The sequence below is a fragment of the Rhodoferax sp. ZS1R25 genome (assembly GCF_056521335.1).
Window position 1 is genome coordinate 183,402 of sequence record NZ_JBWMAZ010000003.1, and the last position, 17,343, is coordinate 200,744.

Here is a 17,343-nt window from a genome sequence, read left to right on the forward strand (position 1 = left end):
GGCAGGGTCAGAGCAGACCAGCCTGGGTCATCAGGTCAGAGACCTTTTTGCTGTTGAGCTTGGAGGGCTCAACCTTGGGTGCCTGCAACTCGGCCAGTGGCACCAGGCTGCGGTGGGACTGGGCACCAGCTCCCACGGCGTATTCAAACGAGCTGCCGGTGCGCAAAATCTCTTGGCCACCCTTGCCGGTGATCCATTTCACAAAGGCCTGGGCTTCCGATTTGTGCTTGCTGGACGCCAGCACGCCGCCGCCCGAAATGCTGACAAAGGCACCCGGATCTTCGTTGCGGAAGTAGTGCAGCCCAGTTTTCTCGCTGTTCTCACCGGTCTTGGCCATATCGCCAAAATGGTAGTAGTGGTAAATCAGCGCACCGTCCACCTGTCCGGCGTTCACGGCCTTCATGGCAATGCTGTTGCCCTTGAAAGGCACGACGTTTTCTTTCATGCCCTTGAGCCAGGCAGCCGTGACGGCCTCGCCTTTGAGTTCCAGCAAGGCGCTGACAATGGCCTGGAAATCGGCTCCTGCCGGGGCGGCACCCCAACGGCCTTTCCACTCCGGGTTGGCCAAGTCGAGCATGGACTTGGGCAGCTGTGCTGGGGTGAACTTGGTTTTTTTGTAGACGAACACAGTGCTGCGGGCCGCAATGCCCACCCAGCGGCCGTGGGCTGTGCGGTAGTTGGGCGCCACTTGTGCCAAGGTGGCAGGGTCCAGCGGTGCGAACAAGCCTGCACCGTCGACCAGCGCCATGGCAGGCGAGTTTTCGGTCAGAAACACGTCAGCCGGCGAATTCGCACCCTCTTGCACCAATTGGTTGCCCAACTCGGTGTCACCCCCGTTGCGCACGGTGACCTTGATGCCGGTTTCACGGGTGAAGCCGTCCACCCAGGCCTGGGTCAGGCTGGCATGCTGGGCGTTGTACACCACGATGCCCTCAGGTGCGCTTTGCGCAGAGGCACTGAAGGAAGCAACAAAGAAACTAACAGCCAGCGCCGCAGCGCGTACCAACGGAAACGACAGTGTATTTTTCATGAGGCAAGCCTGGATCAAGAGGAAGTGGCATGGACGTTGTGATTACAACGCAAATAACAATAATTCGCATTTGTATTGTAATCCGCCCCGCGCTCACTCCACCGTCACGCTCTTTGCCAAATTTCTCGGTTTGTCCACATCGGTGCCGCGCGCGCAGGCCGTGTGGTACGCCAACAGCTGCAAGGGCACCACGTGCAAGAGTGGCGACAACTCGCCGTAGTGCTCAGGCATGCGAATCACATGCAGGCCTTCGCCGCTCTCAATGCGGGTGTCGGCATCGGCCAACACATACAGCACACCACCGCGCGCGCGCACTTCGTGCAGATTGCTCTTGAGTTTTTCCAGTAGCGCATCGTTGGGCGCCACGGTCACCACAGGCATCTCGCTGGTGACCAGCGCTAGCGGGCCGTGCTTGAGTTCACCGGCGGCATAGGCCTCGGCGTGGATGTAGGTGATTTCCTTGAGCTTCAAGGCGCCTTCCATGGCAATCGGGAAGTGCAGGCCGCGGCCCAGGAACAACGCGTTTTCCTTCTTGGCAAAGTCTTCCGCCCACGCAATGAGCTGGGGCTCCAGCGCCAGCACCGCCTGCAGCGCAGCAGGCAGATGGCGCATGGCCTTGAGATGGCGGGCTTCTTCGGCATCGCTCAGGCGGCCCTTGGCCTGGGCCAGGCACAGGGTGAGCAGAAACAGTCCGGCCAGCTGGGTTGTGAAGGCCTTGGTAGAGGCCACGCCAATCTCAACCCCCGCGCGGGTGACGTAGGCCAAACTGCATTCGCGCACCATGGCACTGGTGGCCACGTTGCAGATCGTCAATGTGTGCTTCATGCCCAGGGACTGTGCATGGCGCAGCGCGGCCAGCGTGTCAGCGGTCTCACCGCTTTGGGTAATCGTGACGACCAGCGTGTTCGGGTTGGGCACCGAATCGCGGTAGCGGTATTCGCTGGCCACTTCCACATTGCAGGGCACCTTGGCAATGCTCTCGATCCAGTACTTGGCTGCACAACCGCTGTAGTAGCTGGTGCCACATGCCAGGATCAGCACGCTGTCGATCTGCTGGAACACACGCGCCGCATTGCTGCCGGGTGCGTGGTTCATCTGCGCGTCGAACAGCTCGGGCACGATGCCCTCCACGCCTTCCAGCGTATCGGCAATGGCGCGCGGCTGCTCAAAGATTTCCTTTTGCATGTAGTGGCGGTAGGGGCCCAGCTCGGCCGCGCCGCTGTGCGCCAGCACGGTCTTGACCGGGCGCTGGGCCGGCGCCACGGCCTTGTGGTCTTTGTCCACCAGCCAGTACTTGCCCAATTGCACGTCCACCACATCGCCTTCGTCCAGGTAAACGATCTGGTCGGTCACGCCGGCCAGGGCCATGGCATCGCTGGCCAAGAAATGTTCTTGCCCGTCTTTACCCACGCCCAGAATCAGCGGCGAACCGGCACGCGCGCCGATCAGGCGGTGCGGTTCGTCCTTGCAGAACACGGCGATGGCGTAGGCGCCGTGCAGCTGGCGCACCGTGCCTTTGACCGCCTCGAACAAATCGCCGTCGTACAGGCTGTCCACCAAGTGCGCAATGACTTCGGTATCGGTCTGGCTGACAAACACATAGCCCTTGGCTTTGAGCGCGGCACGCAACTCATCGTGGTTTTCGATGATGCCGTTGTGCACCAAGGCGATGCGCCCAGCGCGTTGGTGCGCGTCGGCACCGCTGCCGTGGCTGAAATGCGGGTGGGCGTTGTGGACAACGGGCGCTCCGTGCGTGGCCCAGCGGGTGTGGGCGATGCCCAGCAAGCCTTCGAGCGATCCGCTGGCAACCTGGGCCGCGAGCTCTGACACACGGGACGTGCTGCGCGCACGGCGCAAGCCCGGTTTGCCGTCCTGGGCATAGACCGCGACACCGCAGGAGTCATAGCCACGGTACTCCAGCCGCTCCAGGCCTTGCACCAACACAGGAACAATGTTGCGGGTCGATACCGCGCCGACGATGCCACACATAGACAGTCTCCAATCAAGCAATGGACTGCATGGTAGGCATAGCCACGGAAAATAGTTGTTCTTAATTTTCTAAGAAATGAATTTTTATTTCACAAATTCATTGAATAGATTTTTTATTCCATATATAAACAAAATATGGAATCAATCTCTCTCGATGCGATCGATATTTTGTTACTGCGTCAGCTGCAACGCGACGCCAGCCTCAACAACCAAGAGCTGGCCGAACGGGTGCACACCTCTCCACCCACCTGCCTGCGCAGGGTCAAGCGCTTACGTGATGCCGGCCTGATCGAAAAGCAGGTGGCCATCTTGCAGCCCGAGCGCCTAGCCGCGGTGGTGGGCCACGGGCTGACTGCCATTGTGGAGATCACGCTAGACCGACAAGACGCCGAAGCCCTGGCGCAGTTCGAAGCCCGCGTGGCGAATGACGCGGCCGTGCAGCAGTGCTACCGCGTCTCCCCGGGGCCAGATTTTTGTCTGGTGGTGCACGCCAGCGACATGCCCAGCTACCAGGCGCTGACACAGCGGCTGTTCAACAGTGATGCCAATGTTCGCAATGTCAAAGCCTTCTTCAGCATCAAGCGCAGCAAGTTTGGTGCGGAGCTACCGCTGGTATAGCACCGCCGCTGAACTGCAACCACTCCCACCGGTGTCCATGGCATTTGCCAGCAGTAGGCGCGTCTGCTCCGTCAGGTAGTCCAAAAACACGCGGGTACGTCGGGGCATGAATTGGCGACTGGGCAATGCCGCATACAGTAGCAGTTGGCCGGCAATCCAAGGTGAAATCACCCGCACCAGCTCACCCGTCGCTAAAAAGGGGGCGACCAGTTCCACAGTGGCGGGGGCAATGCCGGCACCATCCAAGGTAGCTCGGATCAGGGTTTCGATGTGGTTTGACCAAACCACGGGAGTTACCGGAACATCCACGTGCTCCTCTGGGCGTTCGCCATGCTTAAGTCGCCATTGGCGCAAACCCAAGGCACTACCGCGAATGCCCAGACAATCATGCTGACTCAGTTCCGCAGGCTGCAATGGGGTGCCGCGGCGCTTCAGATACTCAGGTGAGGCCACGAACACGGCTTGGGTGGTCGCAATTTTGCGAGCCACCACATCGCCGTCATACGCCTCATTCGCGGTGAACAGGGTCACGTCATGCCCCTCGATGGGAGGTTCCATGAAGGACTCCACCTGCAGATTCAGAGTGATCTTGGGGTACAGGCCCCTGAATCCTGCAATCAGTGGGGCCAGCACATAGGTGGCCAGCACGGGCGTCGCCAGTACATGCAACTCACCGGAGAGCTCCTTGGTGTGCTGGTTGGCCAAAATGTCGGCCTCATCGATGTCTTGGAGAATCGCGCGTACCCGCCCCAGATAAGACTCGCCTGCCTCACTCAACGAGATGCGGCGAGTAGAACGGTGTAAAAGGCGGGTACCTAGGTGCTCTTCCAAATCCGCCACCAAGCGCGTGACCACCGCAGGCGACATGTCCAGCGCCCGCGCCGCCGCTGCGAAGCCTCCCTCATCGATCACCCGCTGAAATACGCGCATCGAAAGTAGTCGGTCCATGGGGCACTCCAAAACGATATCAAGACAATCATTATTGCCAAAACAGCAATATGCATGTGCTGCACATGCTGTTTATCTTTTGAATTAGAAATTTTACAGTTCATCCCATCGACGAGACGAATGTTTTAAACGCCCCATCGATGCTGTTCAGACGGTGTGATGCCCGCCAGAGCGGATTCTTTAACACTTGAAAGGAAATTCATCATGAACAAGACATCTTTTGCCGCTATCGCTATCGCTTTGACAACTTTGGTGGCAGGTCAAGCCATGGCCGCAGACCAAACAACCGACACAAAGGCAGACCAACAAGTGGCAGCAGCCGCCACCAAGCCCGCCACGGAAACCCAAGGCAAGGCATCGGCAGACGCTTTCGCTGAATACGACAAAATCAAGAAGTGGTAAGCACCGGCGCTGCAGCTATGCAGTGACCTGCGTACCCAACAAGCCCGGCATGTCCGGGCTTTTTTCATGGGCGCCGCAGGCAGAATGGTCTACTGGCTACCGTTGGGGGAAAGACAAGGTGACCACACACCCCTTTGGCACTGCCGAAGCCAGATGCACCGCCCCCCCCATCCGCTGTATCGCTTTGGCAGCCAAAGCCAGTCCCATTCCCAGCCCCGGAAATGGGGTAGCCCCATGCAAACGCCCAAAAGGGCGCAACGCCAGGTAAGGCTCCCTAGCCACAAAACCTGCTCCGTTGTCTCGCACTTCCAGCGTCCAGGCACCCGAGGCGTCTTGCCGTGCCTGCACCCAGACACGAGCCTCTGCCTCTGGCAGCAGGGCCGTAAATTTCCAGGCGTTGTCCAGAGCCTCACGCAGCACTACCTGCAGCAGAGTCGCATCCACAACCATATGGAAGACCTCGGGTACATCCACTTCTAGTCTCAGCTGTCGTGGCGCATGGTCTTGCGCCAGTTCGGTAAGCACATCGTCCAGAGCAGTCCGCAAGGGCACTGGTTCCAGCACCATTGGCAACATCCCAACCCGCGACAGCTCGCGCAGCCCATCGAGCATGGCCCCCAAGTGGTTGGCAGAATCGGCGATGGTTGTCAGAAATCCCTGTAGCTCTACTGGGAACTGCGGCCCGGCATCTTCCTGCACCAAGTGGGCATAGGACACGATGTGGCGCAGTGGCGCCCGCAGATCGTGCGACACCGCATAGGTGAAGTCCTGCATCTCGCGCCGCACGGCGGCGAGTTCAGCTTCGAGTTCGGCAATGCGTGACTGAAGGTCCGACATACGGTTAGAAATCACGCCTTAGGCTTTTTGGCAGGCCGCGCCCAGTTGGGGATGCTGACCTGCTTGCCCCGCGCCACGCTCAGGGCGCCGGGTTCGGTGTTCTTGGTGATGGTGGAGCCGCCGCCCACGGTGCCGCCTGCACCGATGGTGACCGGCGCCACCAGCACGCAGTTGCTACCCACATGCACATCGGCCTCAATCACCGTGCGGTGCTTGTTGGCCCCGTCGTAGTTGGCGGTGATGCTGCCGGCGCCGTAGTTGACGCGCTCGCCCACCGTGGCGTCGCCCAAATACGCCAGGTGGTTGGCCTTGGCGCCCTTGGCCAGCGTAGAGTTTTTTACTTCCACAAAGTTGCCAATGTGCACTTCAGCCCCCAGCTTGGCCCCAGGACGCAGCCGGGCAAAGGGACCAATGAGCGCACCAGCCCCCACGGTCACACCGAGTTTTTCACCATCGATATGGGTGAAGGGATGAATCACCGCACCCGCCTCGATCACCACATTCGCAATCACGCAGTGCGCGCCGATGGACACCCCCTCGCCCAGGCTCACCTGGCCCTGGAAAATGCAGTTGATATCAATGCTCACGTCGTGCGCGCAGAGCAGGTCACCGCGCACATCGATGCGCGCCGGGTCGGCCAGGCGCACGCCCTCTTCCATCAGGCGGTGCGCCTGGCGCAGCTGGTAGGCACGTTCCAGCTCGGCCAGTTGCACCGGGCTGTTGACGCCAGCCACCTGCACGGCGTCGTCAATCTTGTGCGCCACCACCCCTACCCCATCGGCCACCGCGAACTTCACGATGTCGGTCAGGTAGTACTCCTTCTGCGCATTCTGGTTGTCCAGCCGCGCCAACCAGCGCTTGAGCTGGGCCGCGGGCACGGCCATGATGCCACTGTAAATCTCGGTAATCTGCCGCTGCGCATCCGACGCATCCTTGTGCTCCACGATGGCCTGCACCGCATCGCCGGTGCGCACGATGCGGCCATAACCCGCGGGGTCGCGCTGCTCCAGCGTCAACAGCGCCAGCCTGTCGCCGCCGCAGGCGGTGATCAGGTGGAACAAGGTGTCCGGCTGGGTCAAGGGCACATCGCCCGACAGCACGACCACCACACCGTCGTCGGCCAGCGCGGGCACCGCCTGCTGCACCGCGTGGCCCGTGCCCAACTGGGGTTCCTGACGCACAAAATTCAAATCAAAATCGGCTGTAGCCCCCGTATTTACTGCGCAGACTGCTTCTACTTTCATAGCACCGTGGCCGGTGATCACTACCACCTTGCGGGCCAGTAACTGGGCGGTGGTGTCCAGCACATGCTGCAACAGCGGGCGCCCGGCCAGCGTGTGCAGGACCTTGGGCGTCTTGCTCTTCATGCGCGTGCCTTTGCCCGCCGCCATAATGACCACGTCCACTGCGGCACGCGGGGCCTCTTGCCCAGAACTTTGCCCCGAAACCTGAAAACTTGAAGTCACAACATGCCCCTGCTGATGTCTGCATTGCCAAACGATAGCCGCCAGCCGTTGCGTATCAACGGCCGCCGCTGGTGCGCCATTATCGGGCTGCTCATGGCGTCGCTGGTGCTGGGTGGCTGCAGCGCGGTGCGCCTGGCCTACAACAATGCGCCCGACTTCACCTACTGGTGGCTGGACGGCTACTTTGATTTCGACGGTGCCCAGAGTGTGCGCCTGCGCAACGACTTGAAAAGCCTGCAAGACTGGCACCGCCAGGGAGAGTTGCCCCAGCTGGCCGAGACACTCAAAAACCTGAATTCCGCGGCCCCGCAACCCGTGGCGCCCGAGCAAGTCTGCAAACTCTCCACGTACCTGGAAGAGCGCCTACAAAACGTACTGGACCGCGCCGCCCCCACCGCCGTCGCGCTAGCGCCCAGCCTGACCGTGGCGCAGTTGGACCACTTGGCCCGCGCGCTGGACAAGCGCAACCGCGAATGGCGCGAAGAGTGGCTGGACGGCACCCCAGAGCAGCGCAACGACCGCCGCCTGAAAAAACTGGTAGAGCGCGCCGAGGGCTTTTATGGCCGCCTCAGCGACGAGCAGCGTGCGCTGTTGCAAAGTCAGCTGGACACCTCGGCCTTTGATGCCAGCCTGCAGTACCGCGAAATCCTGCGTCGCCAGCAAGATGTGCTGCAAACCCTGCGCGCCCTGCGCAACAGTAACGCCGCAGACATCCATGTGCAAGCCGAGGTACGCGCTTTGGTGGAGCGAAGCCTGCAGTCCCCTGACCCCGTGTTCAAGCAGTACACCGAACGCGTGCGCACCCAGGCCTGCGCCGCCATTGCGGCCTTCCACAACAGCACCAGTGCCAACCAGCGCAGCAAGCTGCAGCAGACCCTGCAAGGCTACGAAGCCGATGTGCGCGCACTGATGGCACGCACCTAACCCCCGAGCACCACCATGGCCATCCAAAACCCCGACTTTGCCGACTACGCCTGTGAATTGCTGAGCGGATTGGGCCCCTGTGTCGCCAAGCGCATGTTTGGGGGTTGGGGCATCAGTGTGGACGGGCTCACCGTGGCCATTCTGGCCAACCTGGGCAGTGGTGACACGCTGTGGCTCAAGGCCAGCGCCGATACACAGGCGCAGTTTGAAGCCGAAGGTTGCCCACGCTTCAGCTATGGCTCCAAGACCGGCACGCGCGGCATCAACTACTACGGGGCCCCCGCCGACGCGATGGAGTCGCCTGCGCTGATGCTGCCCTGGGCCCGGCTGGCGATGCAGGCGGCCCTGCAGGCCAAGAAACCGCCGCCTCGGCCCAAGGCGCCCGCCAAGAAAAAAATCGTCCCAAAGCGCAACCCGCCGCCGGGCCGCCCCAAGGCGGGTTAGCCCCCACGGGGGGCAGCGACCCGCATAGCGGCGGAGCGTGGGGGCCACATTAGATTGGCCAAACAATCCCGTGGTCGTTGAGGATGGTGTCCAGCGGCATATCGTGCGGCTCGGGCTCAAAGTCATCCACAAACTCGGTACCGAACCCCAGTCCCACGGTAAATGGCTTGGGGCTCAGGCTGGCCAACATGCGGTCGTAAAAACCACCACCATACCCTAGCCGGTAGCCGCCTGCGCTGTAGCCCACGCAGGGCACAAACAGCAGCGTGGGCACGATCAGTTCGGTATCTTTGGGCTTGGGAATGCCATAGGCATCTTCTTCCATGGGGCAGCCCGGGTACCAGGCGTGGAAGGTCATGGTTTTGTGTTCGCGGTTCACCACGGGCAGGCCAATGCGGCGCGGCTGTGGCTGGTCGATCAGTTCGCCGTCCTCCTTCCAACGGTGCAGGGCGGGCAGCGGGTCAAACTCGCCCTTGATGGGCCAGTAGGCACCAATCACCGCGTCGGGCCGGCCCACCAACCAGATACGCATGACACGCTGTAACAAATCGGCGCGCTGTAGGCGGTCGGGCAGGTTCAGGCGTTGTTCCAGAAGCGCCTTGCGAAGGGCTTTCTTTTGCGCGGCTTTGCTATCGTCTGAGTTGTCCATAATCCCCACATGCAGTTTTCAGTCATTCTGACATCCTTGGCGTTCACTGGCGCTGTGATGTCCTCCGTTCTCGCTCCAGCATACGCCCAGGCGCGTGACCTTCCCCGTGATCCCACCCGCGCTGACGAAGTGGTGCTGGACATGGCGCAAGCCTACAAACAGCGCGACCGCAAGCGCCTGGCCGCCCTGCTGCCGCAGCTGCGCACCCATCCGCTGGAACCCTGGGCCGCCTACTGGGAACTGTCGGCCCGGCTCGACGATGCCAACCCCAACGACATCCAGGACTTTTTCAACCGCCACAGCGGCACCTACCAGGAAGACCGACTGCGCGCCGAATGGCTGCTGCAGCTGGGCCGCAACCGCGACTGGGACACGTTCAACCGCGAGTACCCGCTGTACCGCATGGGCGACGACCGCTCGGTGCGCTGCTACGGTCTGCTGGCCAGCTACACCACCCAGGGCGCGGACGTCACCAATGCCGTGCAGGACACCTGGCTCTCGCTCAAAGACGCCGACGAAGCCTGCGCCAGCGCGGCCGGCCAACTGATCAAGGACAAAAAGCTCAACACCCACGTGGCCTGGGTGCGCGCCCGCCTGGGCATGGAGAACGACAAACTGCGCATTTCCACCCAGGCCGTGGCGCTGATGGACCCGGACTGGGTCAAGACTGTCAACTCTATCTACCTGAACCCCGGCAAATACCTCAACGACAAGCTCACCGCGCTGCGCCCGCAGACGCGCGAGCTGGTGTCGCTGGCGCTGATTCGCCAGGCCTTCCTGGAGCCGTTGGACGCCGCGGTGGAAGTGGAAAAACTGCGCTGGAAAGCCCAGCTCACGCAGGAAGAGCGCAGCTGGATCTGGGGCGTGATCGGCAAGCGCGCCGCACAACGGCTCTCGGACGATGCGCTGGGCTACTTCGCCAAGGGCCAGTTCCCGCAGATGCATGAAGACCACCTGGTCTGGGCCGCACGCGCCGCGCTGCGCGCCGGGCGCTGGGCCCAGGTGGCTGATGCCATCGCCGCCATGCCGGATGGTCTGCGCAACGACCCCACCTGGGTCTACTGGCGCGCCCGCGCCCAGCTGGCCCGCGCCACCACCGACGTGGCCCGCGCCGAGGCACTGCGCCCATTGGAAAGCATTGCCAGTGTCAAAGGCTTTTACGAAATGCTGGCACTGGAAGAGCTGGGCTACAAGGTGGTCACCCCAGCCCGGCCCTTGCCCCCAACGCTGGAAGAAAAGGACACCGCCAAGAGCAACCCCGGCCTGGCGCGTGCGCTCTACGCCATCCAGATCGGCCTGCGTACCGAGGGCGTGCGCGAGTGGAACTACACCACCAACCTGCACGCCCGCGGCGGCATGGACGACCGCGGCCTGCTGGCCGCTGCCGACCTGGCCTGCAAAAACGAAGTCTGGGACCGCTGCATCAACACCAGCGAGCGCACCAAGGGTGTCATCGACCTGGAGCAGCGCTTCCCCATGCCGTTCAAGTCTGCCGTCATGGCCCGCACCCAGATGATTGGTCTGGAACCCGCCTATGTGTACGGCCTGATCCGCCAGGAAAGCCGCTTCATCATGGACGCCAAATCGGGCGTGGGCGCCTCTGGCCTCATGCAGGTCATGCCCGCAACCGCGCGCTGGACCGCCAAGAAGATCGGCCTGACCGACTTCCAGGCCCACCAGATCACCGACCGCGACACCAACATCGCCATTGGCACCGGCTACCTCAAGCTGGTGCTGGACGACTTTGGCGGCTCCATGGCCATGGCCGCCGCCGCCTACAACGCCGGCCCCGGTCGCCCCCGCCTGTGGCGCGGCCAAACCGGCAGCCCGACAGTCGAAGCCGCCATCTGGGCCGAGAACGTGCCGTTTACCGAAACCCGCGACTATGTGAAAAAGGTGCTGGCCAACACCACGCTGTATGCCGCGCTGATCACCGGCCAGCCCCAGTCGCTCAAGGCACGCTTGGGCACCGTGGGCCCGCGCGATACCTCCACACCCGACCCCGGCCTGGAACTGCCCTGAACCCGCGCCCAGGGCGCCCACATCAATGGGCGCCCTTTTTTTCATCAATGAAAATGCCAGGGTCTTTTACGATGGCAGACCCACAACCAAGGTGACCCATGCCCCAGCTCTACATTGGCAACAAAAACTACTCCTCCTGGTCCATGCGCCCCTGGGTGCTGCTCACGCAGGCCGGCATTGCGTTTGACGAAGTGATGGTGCGCTTTGACTCGTTTGACAGCAGCTCCCAGTTCAAGGCTACCCTGCGTGACCTCACCCCCACGGGCAAGGTGCCGCTGTTGGTGGATGGCGATTTGGCCGTGTGGGACACGCTGGCCATTGCCGAGTACCTGGCCGAGCATTACCCCGACAAGCAGCTCTGGCCCCAAGACAAGGCGGCTCGCGCCCGCGCCCGCAGCGTCTGCGCCGAGATGCACTCCGGCTTTACCGCGCTGCGCGGCAACTGCCCCATGAACGTGGAGGCCGACCTGGCCACCGCCGGCGCGCTGATCTGGCGCGACAAGGCCGGCGTGCGTGCCGATGTAGCACGCCTGGTTGCGATGTGGGAAGGCCTGCTGGACCAGTACGGCGGCCCGCTGCTGTTTGGCCAGTTCAGCGTGGCCGATGCCTACTTCGCGCCCGTCTGCACCCGCCTGAAAACCTATGGTCTGCCACTGCCACCCAAGGCAGCCGCCTACGTGGACCGCGTGCTGGCCCTGCCCGGTGTCAAGGCCTGGACCGATGCAGCCCTGGCCGAAAAAGACTTTCTGGACTTTGAAGAGCCCTACCGCCTGGCGCGCTGACTGGCTGCCCATGCCCACCGACCGCCCGCCCCTCACCATCCCCGGCCAGACCTACCTGGTCGGCGGCGCCGTGCGCGATGCGCTCTTGGGCCTGCCGGTGAAAGACCACGACTGGGTGGTGGTGGGCGCCACGCCGCAGGCCATGCTGGACGCGGGCTTTGTGGCCGTGGGCCGCGACTTCCCGGTGTTTCTGCACCCGCAAACGCACGAGGAGTACGCGCTGGCCCGCACCGAACGCAAGACCGCCCCTGGTTACCGCGGCTTTGCGGTGCACGCCGAACCCGGCGTGACGCTGGAAGAGGACCTGGCGCGGCGCGACCTCACTATTAATTCTATAGCTGCTCGCGCACATTCCACGGGGGCTAGCAGCCCATTTGATACCCAAACCCTGGTAGACCCCTTCCACGGCCAGGACGACCTTGCCCGCCGCGTGCTGCGCCATGTAACGCCCGCGTTCCGCGAAGACCCGGTGCGCATCCTGCGGCTGGCGCGCTTTGCGGCTCGCTTTACCGATTTCACCGTGGCTTCTGAGACCATGGCATTGATGCAGACCATGGTGGCCGAGGGCGAGGTGGACCACCTGGTGCCCGAGCGTGTGTGGCAAGAGCTGGCCACCGGCCTCATGGAGGCCCAGCCCGCGCGAATGTTCGAGGTGCTGCGCAGCTGCGGCGCACTCGCCCGACTGCTGCCCGAGCTGGACCGCCTGTGGGGCGTGCCGCAAAGCCCCCAGCACCACCCCGAGGTGGACACCGGCGTGCACGTCATGCTGGTGCTGGACCGCGCCGCCCAGCTGGGCGCATCGCTGGCCGTGCGCTTTGCCTGCCTGGGCCACGACCTGGGCAAGGGCACCACCCCGGCGGACGTGCTGCCGCGCCACATTGGCCACGAGGAGCGCAGCGTGCGCCTGCTCAAAACCCTGTGTCAGCGCCTGCGCGTGCCCACCGACTGCGCCGAGCTGGCCGAGGTGGTGGCGCGCGAGCACGGCAACATCCACCGTTCGGGCGAGCTGAATGCGGCGGCCGTGGTGCGCCTGCTGGAGCGCTGCGATGCCTTTCGCAAGCCTGCCCGCTTTGCCCAGGTGCTGCAGGCCTGCCAGTGCGACGCGCAGGGCCGGCTGGGCATGACGGACACCCCCTACCCGCAGGCCGACCGCCTGGCCGCCGCGCTGCAGCGCGCACAGGCAGTTGCTACAGATTTGGTAGCTGCTCGCGCAATATCTGCGGGGGCTAGCGGCCCAAAAATAGGCCAAATGATCCAGGCGGCACGGACGGAAGCCGTGGCAGCAGGTCTGTAAACCACGCGCTTTCCCCCTCCCTGTGGCGCCGGCTGCCTTGGTATGCTCGGCCCATGGCCCATTTACTGATTGTTGAAGATGACGAATTGCTGCGCGACGGCCTGTGTGCGCAGTTGGTCCACGCGGGCCACAGCGTGAGCAGCGCCAGCGATGGCGCGCAGGCCCAGAGCCTGCTGGAAGGCAACCGCTTTGACGGCGTAGTGCTGGACCTGGGCTTGCCGTTGATTGACGGCATCAGCGTGCTGCACTGGATACGCCAGCGGCTGACCGCCCTCCCCGTGCTGGTGCTGACCGCACGCGATGGCGTGGACGACCGCGTGCAAGGCCTGAACGCCGGCGCCGACGACTACCTCACCAAACCCTTCAACATGGCCGAGCTGCTGGCCCGCCTGCAGGCCATGCTGCGCCGCTCGCGCCTGCCAGCGTTTGGCGGCTCGCTAGAGGTGCAAAGCAGCACCCACGGCAACCTGCGCCTGGACCCGGTGCTGCCACTGGCCTGGCTGGGCGAGGAACCCATGGACCTGACCCAGCGTGAGTGGTCGTTGCTGTCGCTGCTGGTGAACAACATGGGCCAGGTGGTGGGCCGTGAAGACGTGCTGGCCGTGTGGCAAACGCAGCCGCAAGACGGCGCCGCCGTGGGGTCGAATGCGCTGGAGGTGTATGTGCACCGCCTGCGCCGCAAGCTGACCGACAGCGGCCTGAACATCCGCAATGTGCGCGGCCTGGGCTACATGCTGGAAACCGACGGCGCATGAGCGCCACGGGCCGCTTCTCGCTCAAGCGCCAGCTGCTGGTGTGGCTGCTGCTGCCCCAGCTGGTGCTGTGGCTCATGGGCGGGGTGCTGGCCTTTCGGGTGGCGCTGACCTATGCCGAAAAAACCATCGACCAGTCGCTGACCCAATCCGTGCGTTCGCTGGCGCGCCAGGTGAAGCCCTTGGGTTCTGGCCTGCTGATCGACTTTCCGCGCGCCGCGCAGGACATCATGGAGCAGGACCCCAGCGACCGCGTGGCCTACATGGTGTCTTCGCCGCCCGGCAGCTTTTTGCTGGGCAACACCAAGATACCTGCCATGCAGCCCGACCTCTACATGCCCGACAACGAGCCGCGGCTCTACGAGGTGGTGCTGGACGGCAAACCCATGCGCGTCGCGTCCATGGACCTGAGCTTCGGCGATGGCTTTACCGACCAGCGCATGCGTGTGCAGGTGGCCAAGAGCCTGGTGGTGCAGCAGCGCATTGCGCGCGAGCTGGTGCGCGACGTGCTGTTCCCCCTGCTGCTGCTGGGCGCCGTGCTCAGCGTGTTGGTGTACGAGGGTATCCGCCGCGGCCTGGCCCCGCTGGAGCGGCTGGAGGCCCAGCTGGCGCACCGCACCACGGCATCCCTCTCGCCCATCGAGATGACCCAGGCGCCCGAAGAAGTGCACTCGCTGGCCAATGCGCTGAACCAGTTGCTCACCACGCTGCGCCGCAGCCTGAGCCAGGAAAAACGCTTTCTGAACGACGCCGCCCATCAGCTGCGCACGCCGCTGGCGGGCCTGATTAGCCAGACCGAGCTGGCCATGCAGGAAAAAGACCCCGAAGCGCTGCAGCAGCGCCTGGCCAAGGTGCACACCGGCGCCCAGCGCAGTGCCCACCTGGTGCACCAACTGCTGTCGCTGGCGCGCACCGAGGCCGAGGTGGCCCTCCACTCGGTAGACGCTGCCGCGCTGGCGCGCGAGGTGGCACGCGAATGGACACCGCGCGCCATGACGGCAGGCGTGGACCTGGGCTACGAAGGCGAAGACACCGTGGTGGTGCCGGCCGACAAGCTGCTACTGCGCGAAGTGCTGAGCAACCTGATCGACAACGCGCTGCGCTATGCAGGCAAGGGCAGCAACGTGACCCTGCGCACCGAGGTGCGCGATGGCTTGTGTTTTCTGGAAGTGGAAGACAACGGCCCCGGCCTGACGCAGGAACATCTGGAGCGGGTCTTTGAGCGCTTCTGGCGCGCCAGCGAACTACCTGGCGGCTGCGGGCTGGGCCTGTCCATCGTGGCAGAGATTGCCCAACGCCACCGCGGCACGGCCACGGCGCGCACTACGCTGCCGCATGGGTTGACCATTAGCTTGCAGTTGCCGCTGCAGGGGTGATAGCAGTCTGCTTTGCGGCGGAAGCGGCCGTTGAGAAATCCACCCGAATGGGGAATGTTCAAAGCTTTGTAGACCAAAGAGAATCGTCTGAATACTGTTGCCAACAAAGCGGCAAACCGTTCAAGGAGGGAGCGCTAATGTCCAGAATATCGAGCAGAACTATTTCATTGTGTTATGTCGCGACCGATGAGTAAGCCAATATTTCCTCTATCCGGGCCGATAGCAGACTCACGCAGACGCTTGGCAAAACTCGAAGAACAAAGAGTGGAGCTTGATGAAGCTGCCCAGCCTGATGAATGCGCCAAAGTGGATGCTCTCATTGAGGTCGAGAAAAACCTCCTCGCTTCATTTTCCGACTTTAAAAAGGAGCGCAAAGCAAAGAGTCGGCCCGCATACGCAGTTAGTGCCAAAGGGATACTTCAACTGCTCGGATTAACCGTAGTTATTTTTATTGCCCTTGGTGCTAAAAGACATTTCTTTGGCTAGTCCGCTTTCAGTCTGTAGACGCCTCGGCAAAGCGGCGGAAGCTGAGGGACATGTATGGGCGCGGGTCCAGCTTGGTGTCGGAAATTGGTCGCGCTGTCATACTGGCGCTTTGAAGGTGAGGCTTGCATGGAAATATCCAACGTCAGAATTGACGGGTCCGATGGCATCGCGTTTACCGGTGCATCCAACGGCACAAAATTTAAGTATTTGGTGTCCAGGGAAACCTTGGAAGACCTGAAGCAGGTCGAGAGCTTGAAGGGCGAGGCTCTGTTGGAGGCGTTCGAATCGCTCCGCCTGCTGGTGATAAAGACCGCGGCGAAGTACACGGATGTGTCCCATGCAAGCATGGACCCGATCATTCTCCGACTGGAAAACTTTTAGAGTCACATCCCCCACCCCACGGAATCAGCGGCGCATCCTTGCGCACCTTGTACTTGCCGCGGGCAAACGCCCGTTTGCGGCGGAAGCCGACATCCCACTGCAAGATTCCGTTTGATACGATGTTGATAACTCTTCCATACATTATTCGTTAGGCGGCAGGATGAGCAAGGTACCGCAGACCATCATTATTCTGGTTGCTATTGCAGCTGCCATTCTTTCTGCCCCGTTCTGGGCGCCAATCCTTGTTTATGGAACTTTGTTTTTGGAGACCCAGGCGTTGGGAGGGCGCTGCGGAGGCTCACCAATTATTTTGCGCCTCCAAGGAGAAAATTGTGGCCGCAGCGACCACTCGCCTGTCACGCGTGAAAACGCGAACGTTCCAATAGGAAACCCATCCGAATGCCCCCTCATCCATGCTGTCGCATTCAACAATGCATTGATTTTCAAGGAGCTCGTTGCAAAGGGAGCTAAGCCGAATCTTTGCAAAGGATTCCCTGATAAATTCTTTGAAAAAATGACAAATTGCCGGAACAATCCAGCGGAGGCGGCACAAATTTTTGCCGAGTTAGAGCGTCTTGGCATCAGAGCTACCAATTCCAACCACCTCTTGATCTCTCAAGCTAAGGCGACGTGTGTTCCTGGTATTGAGATCGCTGTATCGCAGGGTGCCGACGTTAATGCGGAAGGAGCGGAAGGCCACTTTGCAATCGAGTACACAACTCAGGTTGCAGATGAAGAGTCAATCAAGGCGACTGCTGCATTGGTGCGCCTTGGTGCCGATCCAATGCGACGTACCACCCAGAACGAAGCGCCATACGTAAAGGCACGTGAACGCTTGCACAATGCTGGAAATTGGGGTCGACTTGAGGCCGCATTAACAGGCTCCGCAAGTAAGTGATGCCTAAATTTGATCGAACCTCCCAAGGGGGCGTTTTAGTTCCCT

The 17,343-nt window shown here is 62.2% G+C and carries 18 protein-coding genes; 12 read left to right on the forward strand and 6 right to left on the reverse strand.

Annotated elements, in window-relative coordinates:
- Nucleotides 1–7: 7 nt before the first annotated feature.
- Both AC097R_RS18705 and glmS read right to left on the reverse strand, forming a co-directional pair.
- Nucleotides 8–1,030 carry an iron ABC transporter substrate-binding protein gene (locus AC097R_RS18705; RefSeq protein WP_479599727.1) on the reverse strand — a complete coding sequence of 341 codons (1,023 nt, stop codon included), beginning with the start codon at nucleotides 1,028–1,030 and terminating at the stop codon, nucleotides 8–10.
- A gap of 93 nt (nucleotides 1,031–1,123) precedes the next feature.
- Nucleotides 1,124–3,019 carry a glutamine--fructose-6-phosphate transaminase (isomerizing) gene (glmS, locus tag AC097R_RS18710; protein ID WP_479599728.1) on the reverse strand — a complete coding sequence of 632 codons (1,896 nt, stop codon included), beginning with the start codon at nucleotides 3,017–3,019 and terminating at the stop codon, nucleotides 1,124–1,126.
- 135 nt (nucleotides 3,020–3,154) lie between these two features.
- Here glmS and AC097R_RS18715 point away from each other — a divergent pair, with 135 nt between their 5' ends.
- Entirely contained in the window at nucleotides 3,155–3,637 is a 483-nt protein-coding gene (locus AC097R_RS18715; RefSeq protein WP_479599729.1) for an Lrp/AsnC family transcriptional regulator, read from the forward strand.
- Here AC097R_RS18715 and AC097R_RS18720 read toward each other — a convergent pair.
- Nucleotides 3,623–4,585, reverse strand: a complete 963-nt coding sequence (locus tag AC097R_RS18720; RefSeq protein WP_479599730.1) for a LysR family transcriptional regulator — start codon at nucleotides 4,583–4,585, stop codon at nucleotides 3,623–3,625. The genes AC097R_RS18715 and AC097R_RS18720 overlap by 15 nt on opposite strands.
- Nucleotides 4,586–4,789: 204 nt before the next feature.
- Here AC097R_RS18720 and AC097R_RS18725 point away from each other — a divergent pair, with 204 nt between their 5' ends.
- Complete coding sequence (locus tag AC097R_RS18725) at nucleotides 4,790–4,987, forward strand: hypothetical protein (protein ID WP_479599731.1); 198 nt, start codon at nucleotides 4,790–4,792, stop codon at nucleotides 4,985–4,987.
- Between the two features lie 96 nt (nucleotides 4,988–5,083).
- Here the strand turns inward: AC097R_RS18725 and AC097R_RS18730 are convergent, their stop codons facing one another.
- Both AC097R_RS18730 and glmU read right to left on the reverse strand, forming a co-directional pair.
- Complete coding sequence (locus AC097R_RS18730) at nucleotides 5,084–5,824, reverse strand: sensor histidine kinase (protein WP_479599732.1); 741 nt, start codon at nucleotides 5,822–5,824, stop codon at nucleotides 5,084–5,086.
- Nucleotides 5,825–5,835: 11 nt separating this feature from the next.
- Nucleotides 5,836–7,215, reverse strand: a complete 1,380-nt coding sequence (gene glmU / locus AC097R_RS18735; protein ID WP_479599886.1) for a bifunctional UDP-N-acetylglucosamine diphosphorylase/glucosamine-1-phosphate N-acetyltransferase GlmU — start codon at nucleotides 7,213–7,215, stop codon at nucleotides 5,836–5,838.
- A gap of 90 nt (nucleotides 7,216–7,305) precedes the next feature.
- On the opposite strand from glmU, the gene AC097R_RS18740 reads away from it, so the two are divergent.
- Nucleotides 7,306–8,214 carry a DUF6279 family lipoprotein gene (locus AC097R_RS18740; protein WP_479599733.1) on the forward strand — a complete coding sequence of 303 codons (909 nt, stop codon included), beginning with the start codon at nucleotides 7,306–7,308 and terminating at the stop codon, nucleotides 8,212–8,214.
- Between the two features lie 15 nt (nucleotides 8,215–8,229).
- Nucleotides 8,230–8,658: a TfoX/Sxy family protein gene (locus AC097R_RS18745; protein ID WP_479599734.1), complete on the forward strand. Its 429-nt coding sequence runs from the start codon at nucleotides 8,230–8,232 to the stop codon at nucleotides 8,656–8,658.
- A 49-nt stretch (nucleotides 8,659–8,707) separates the two neighbouring features.
- Here the strand turns inward: AC097R_RS18745 and AC097R_RS18750 are convergent, their stop codons facing one another.
- Entirely contained in the window at nucleotides 8,708–9,307 is a 600-nt protein-coding gene (locus AC097R_RS18750) for a 5-formyltetrahydrofolate cyclo-ligase (protein ID WP_479599735.1), read from the reverse strand.
- Between the two features lie 9 nt (nucleotides 9,308–9,316).
- Here AC097R_RS18750 and AC097R_RS18755 point away from each other — a divergent pair, with 9 nt between their 5' ends.
- The 8 genes from AC097R_RS18755 to AC097R_RS18790 all read left to right on the forward strand — a co-directional run bounded on the left by AC097R_RS18755 (nucleotide 9,317) and on the right by AC097R_RS18790 (nucleotide 17,298).
- Nucleotides 9,317–11,329: a lytic transglycosylase domain-containing protein gene (locus AC097R_RS18755; RefSeq protein ID WP_479599736.1), complete on the forward strand. Its 2,013-nt coding sequence runs from the start codon at nucleotides 9,317–9,319 to the stop codon at nucleotides 11,327–11,329.
- A 98-nt stretch (nucleotides 11,330–11,427) separates the two neighbouring features.
- Nucleotides 11,428–12,111, forward strand: coding sequence for a glutathione S-transferase family protein (locus tag AC097R_RS18760; RefSeq protein ID WP_479599737.1), 684 nt, complete (start codon nucleotides 11,428–11,430; stop codon nucleotides 12,109–12,111).
- A 10-nt stretch (nucleotides 12,112–12,121) separates the two neighbouring features.
- Entirely contained in the window at nucleotides 12,122–13,405 is a 1,284-nt protein-coding gene (locus AC097R_RS18765) for a multifunctional CCA addition/repair protein (RefSeq protein WP_479599738.1), read from the forward strand.
- 53 nt (nucleotides 13,406–13,458) lie between these two features.
- The gene (locus AC097R_RS18770) at nucleotides 13,459–14,160 is read left to right on the forward strand and encodes a response regulator transcription factor (RefSeq protein WP_479599739.1); all 702 of its coding nucleotides are present in this window, start codon (nucleotides 13,459–13,461) and stop codon (nucleotides 14,158–14,160) included.
- Nucleotides 14,157–15,533 (forward strand): sensor histidine kinase, encoded by a 1,377-nt coding sequence (locus AC097R_RS18775; RefSeq protein ID WP_479599740.1) that lies wholly within the window; start codon nucleotides 14,157–14,159, stop codon nucleotides 15,531–15,533. The genes AC097R_RS18770 and AC097R_RS18775 overlap by 4 nt, the downstream gene beginning before the upstream one ends.
- A gap of 240 nt (nucleotides 15,534–15,773) precedes the next feature.
- The gene (locus AC097R_RS18780) at nucleotides 15,774–16,019 is read left to right on the forward strand and encodes a hypothetical protein (RefSeq protein WP_479599741.1); all 246 of its coding nucleotides are present in this window, start codon (nucleotides 15,774–15,776) and stop codon (nucleotides 16,017–16,019) included.
- A gap of 126 nt (nucleotides 16,020–16,145) precedes the next feature.
- Nucleotides 16,146–16,400 carry a DUF1488 family protein gene (locus AC097R_RS18785; RefSeq protein WP_479599742.1) on the forward strand — a complete coding sequence of 85 codons (255 nt, stop codon included), beginning with the start codon at nucleotides 16,146–16,148 and terminating at the stop codon, nucleotides 16,398–16,400.
- A 160-nt stretch (nucleotides 16,401–16,560) separates the two neighbouring features.
- Nucleotides 16,561–17,298 carry a hypothetical protein gene (locus AC097R_RS18790; RefSeq protein WP_479599743.1) on the forward strand — a complete coding sequence of 246 codons (738 nt, stop codon included), beginning with the start codon at nucleotides 16,561–16,563 and terminating at the stop codon, nucleotides 17,296–17,298.
- Nucleotides 17,299–17,343: the final 45 nt, after the last annotated feature.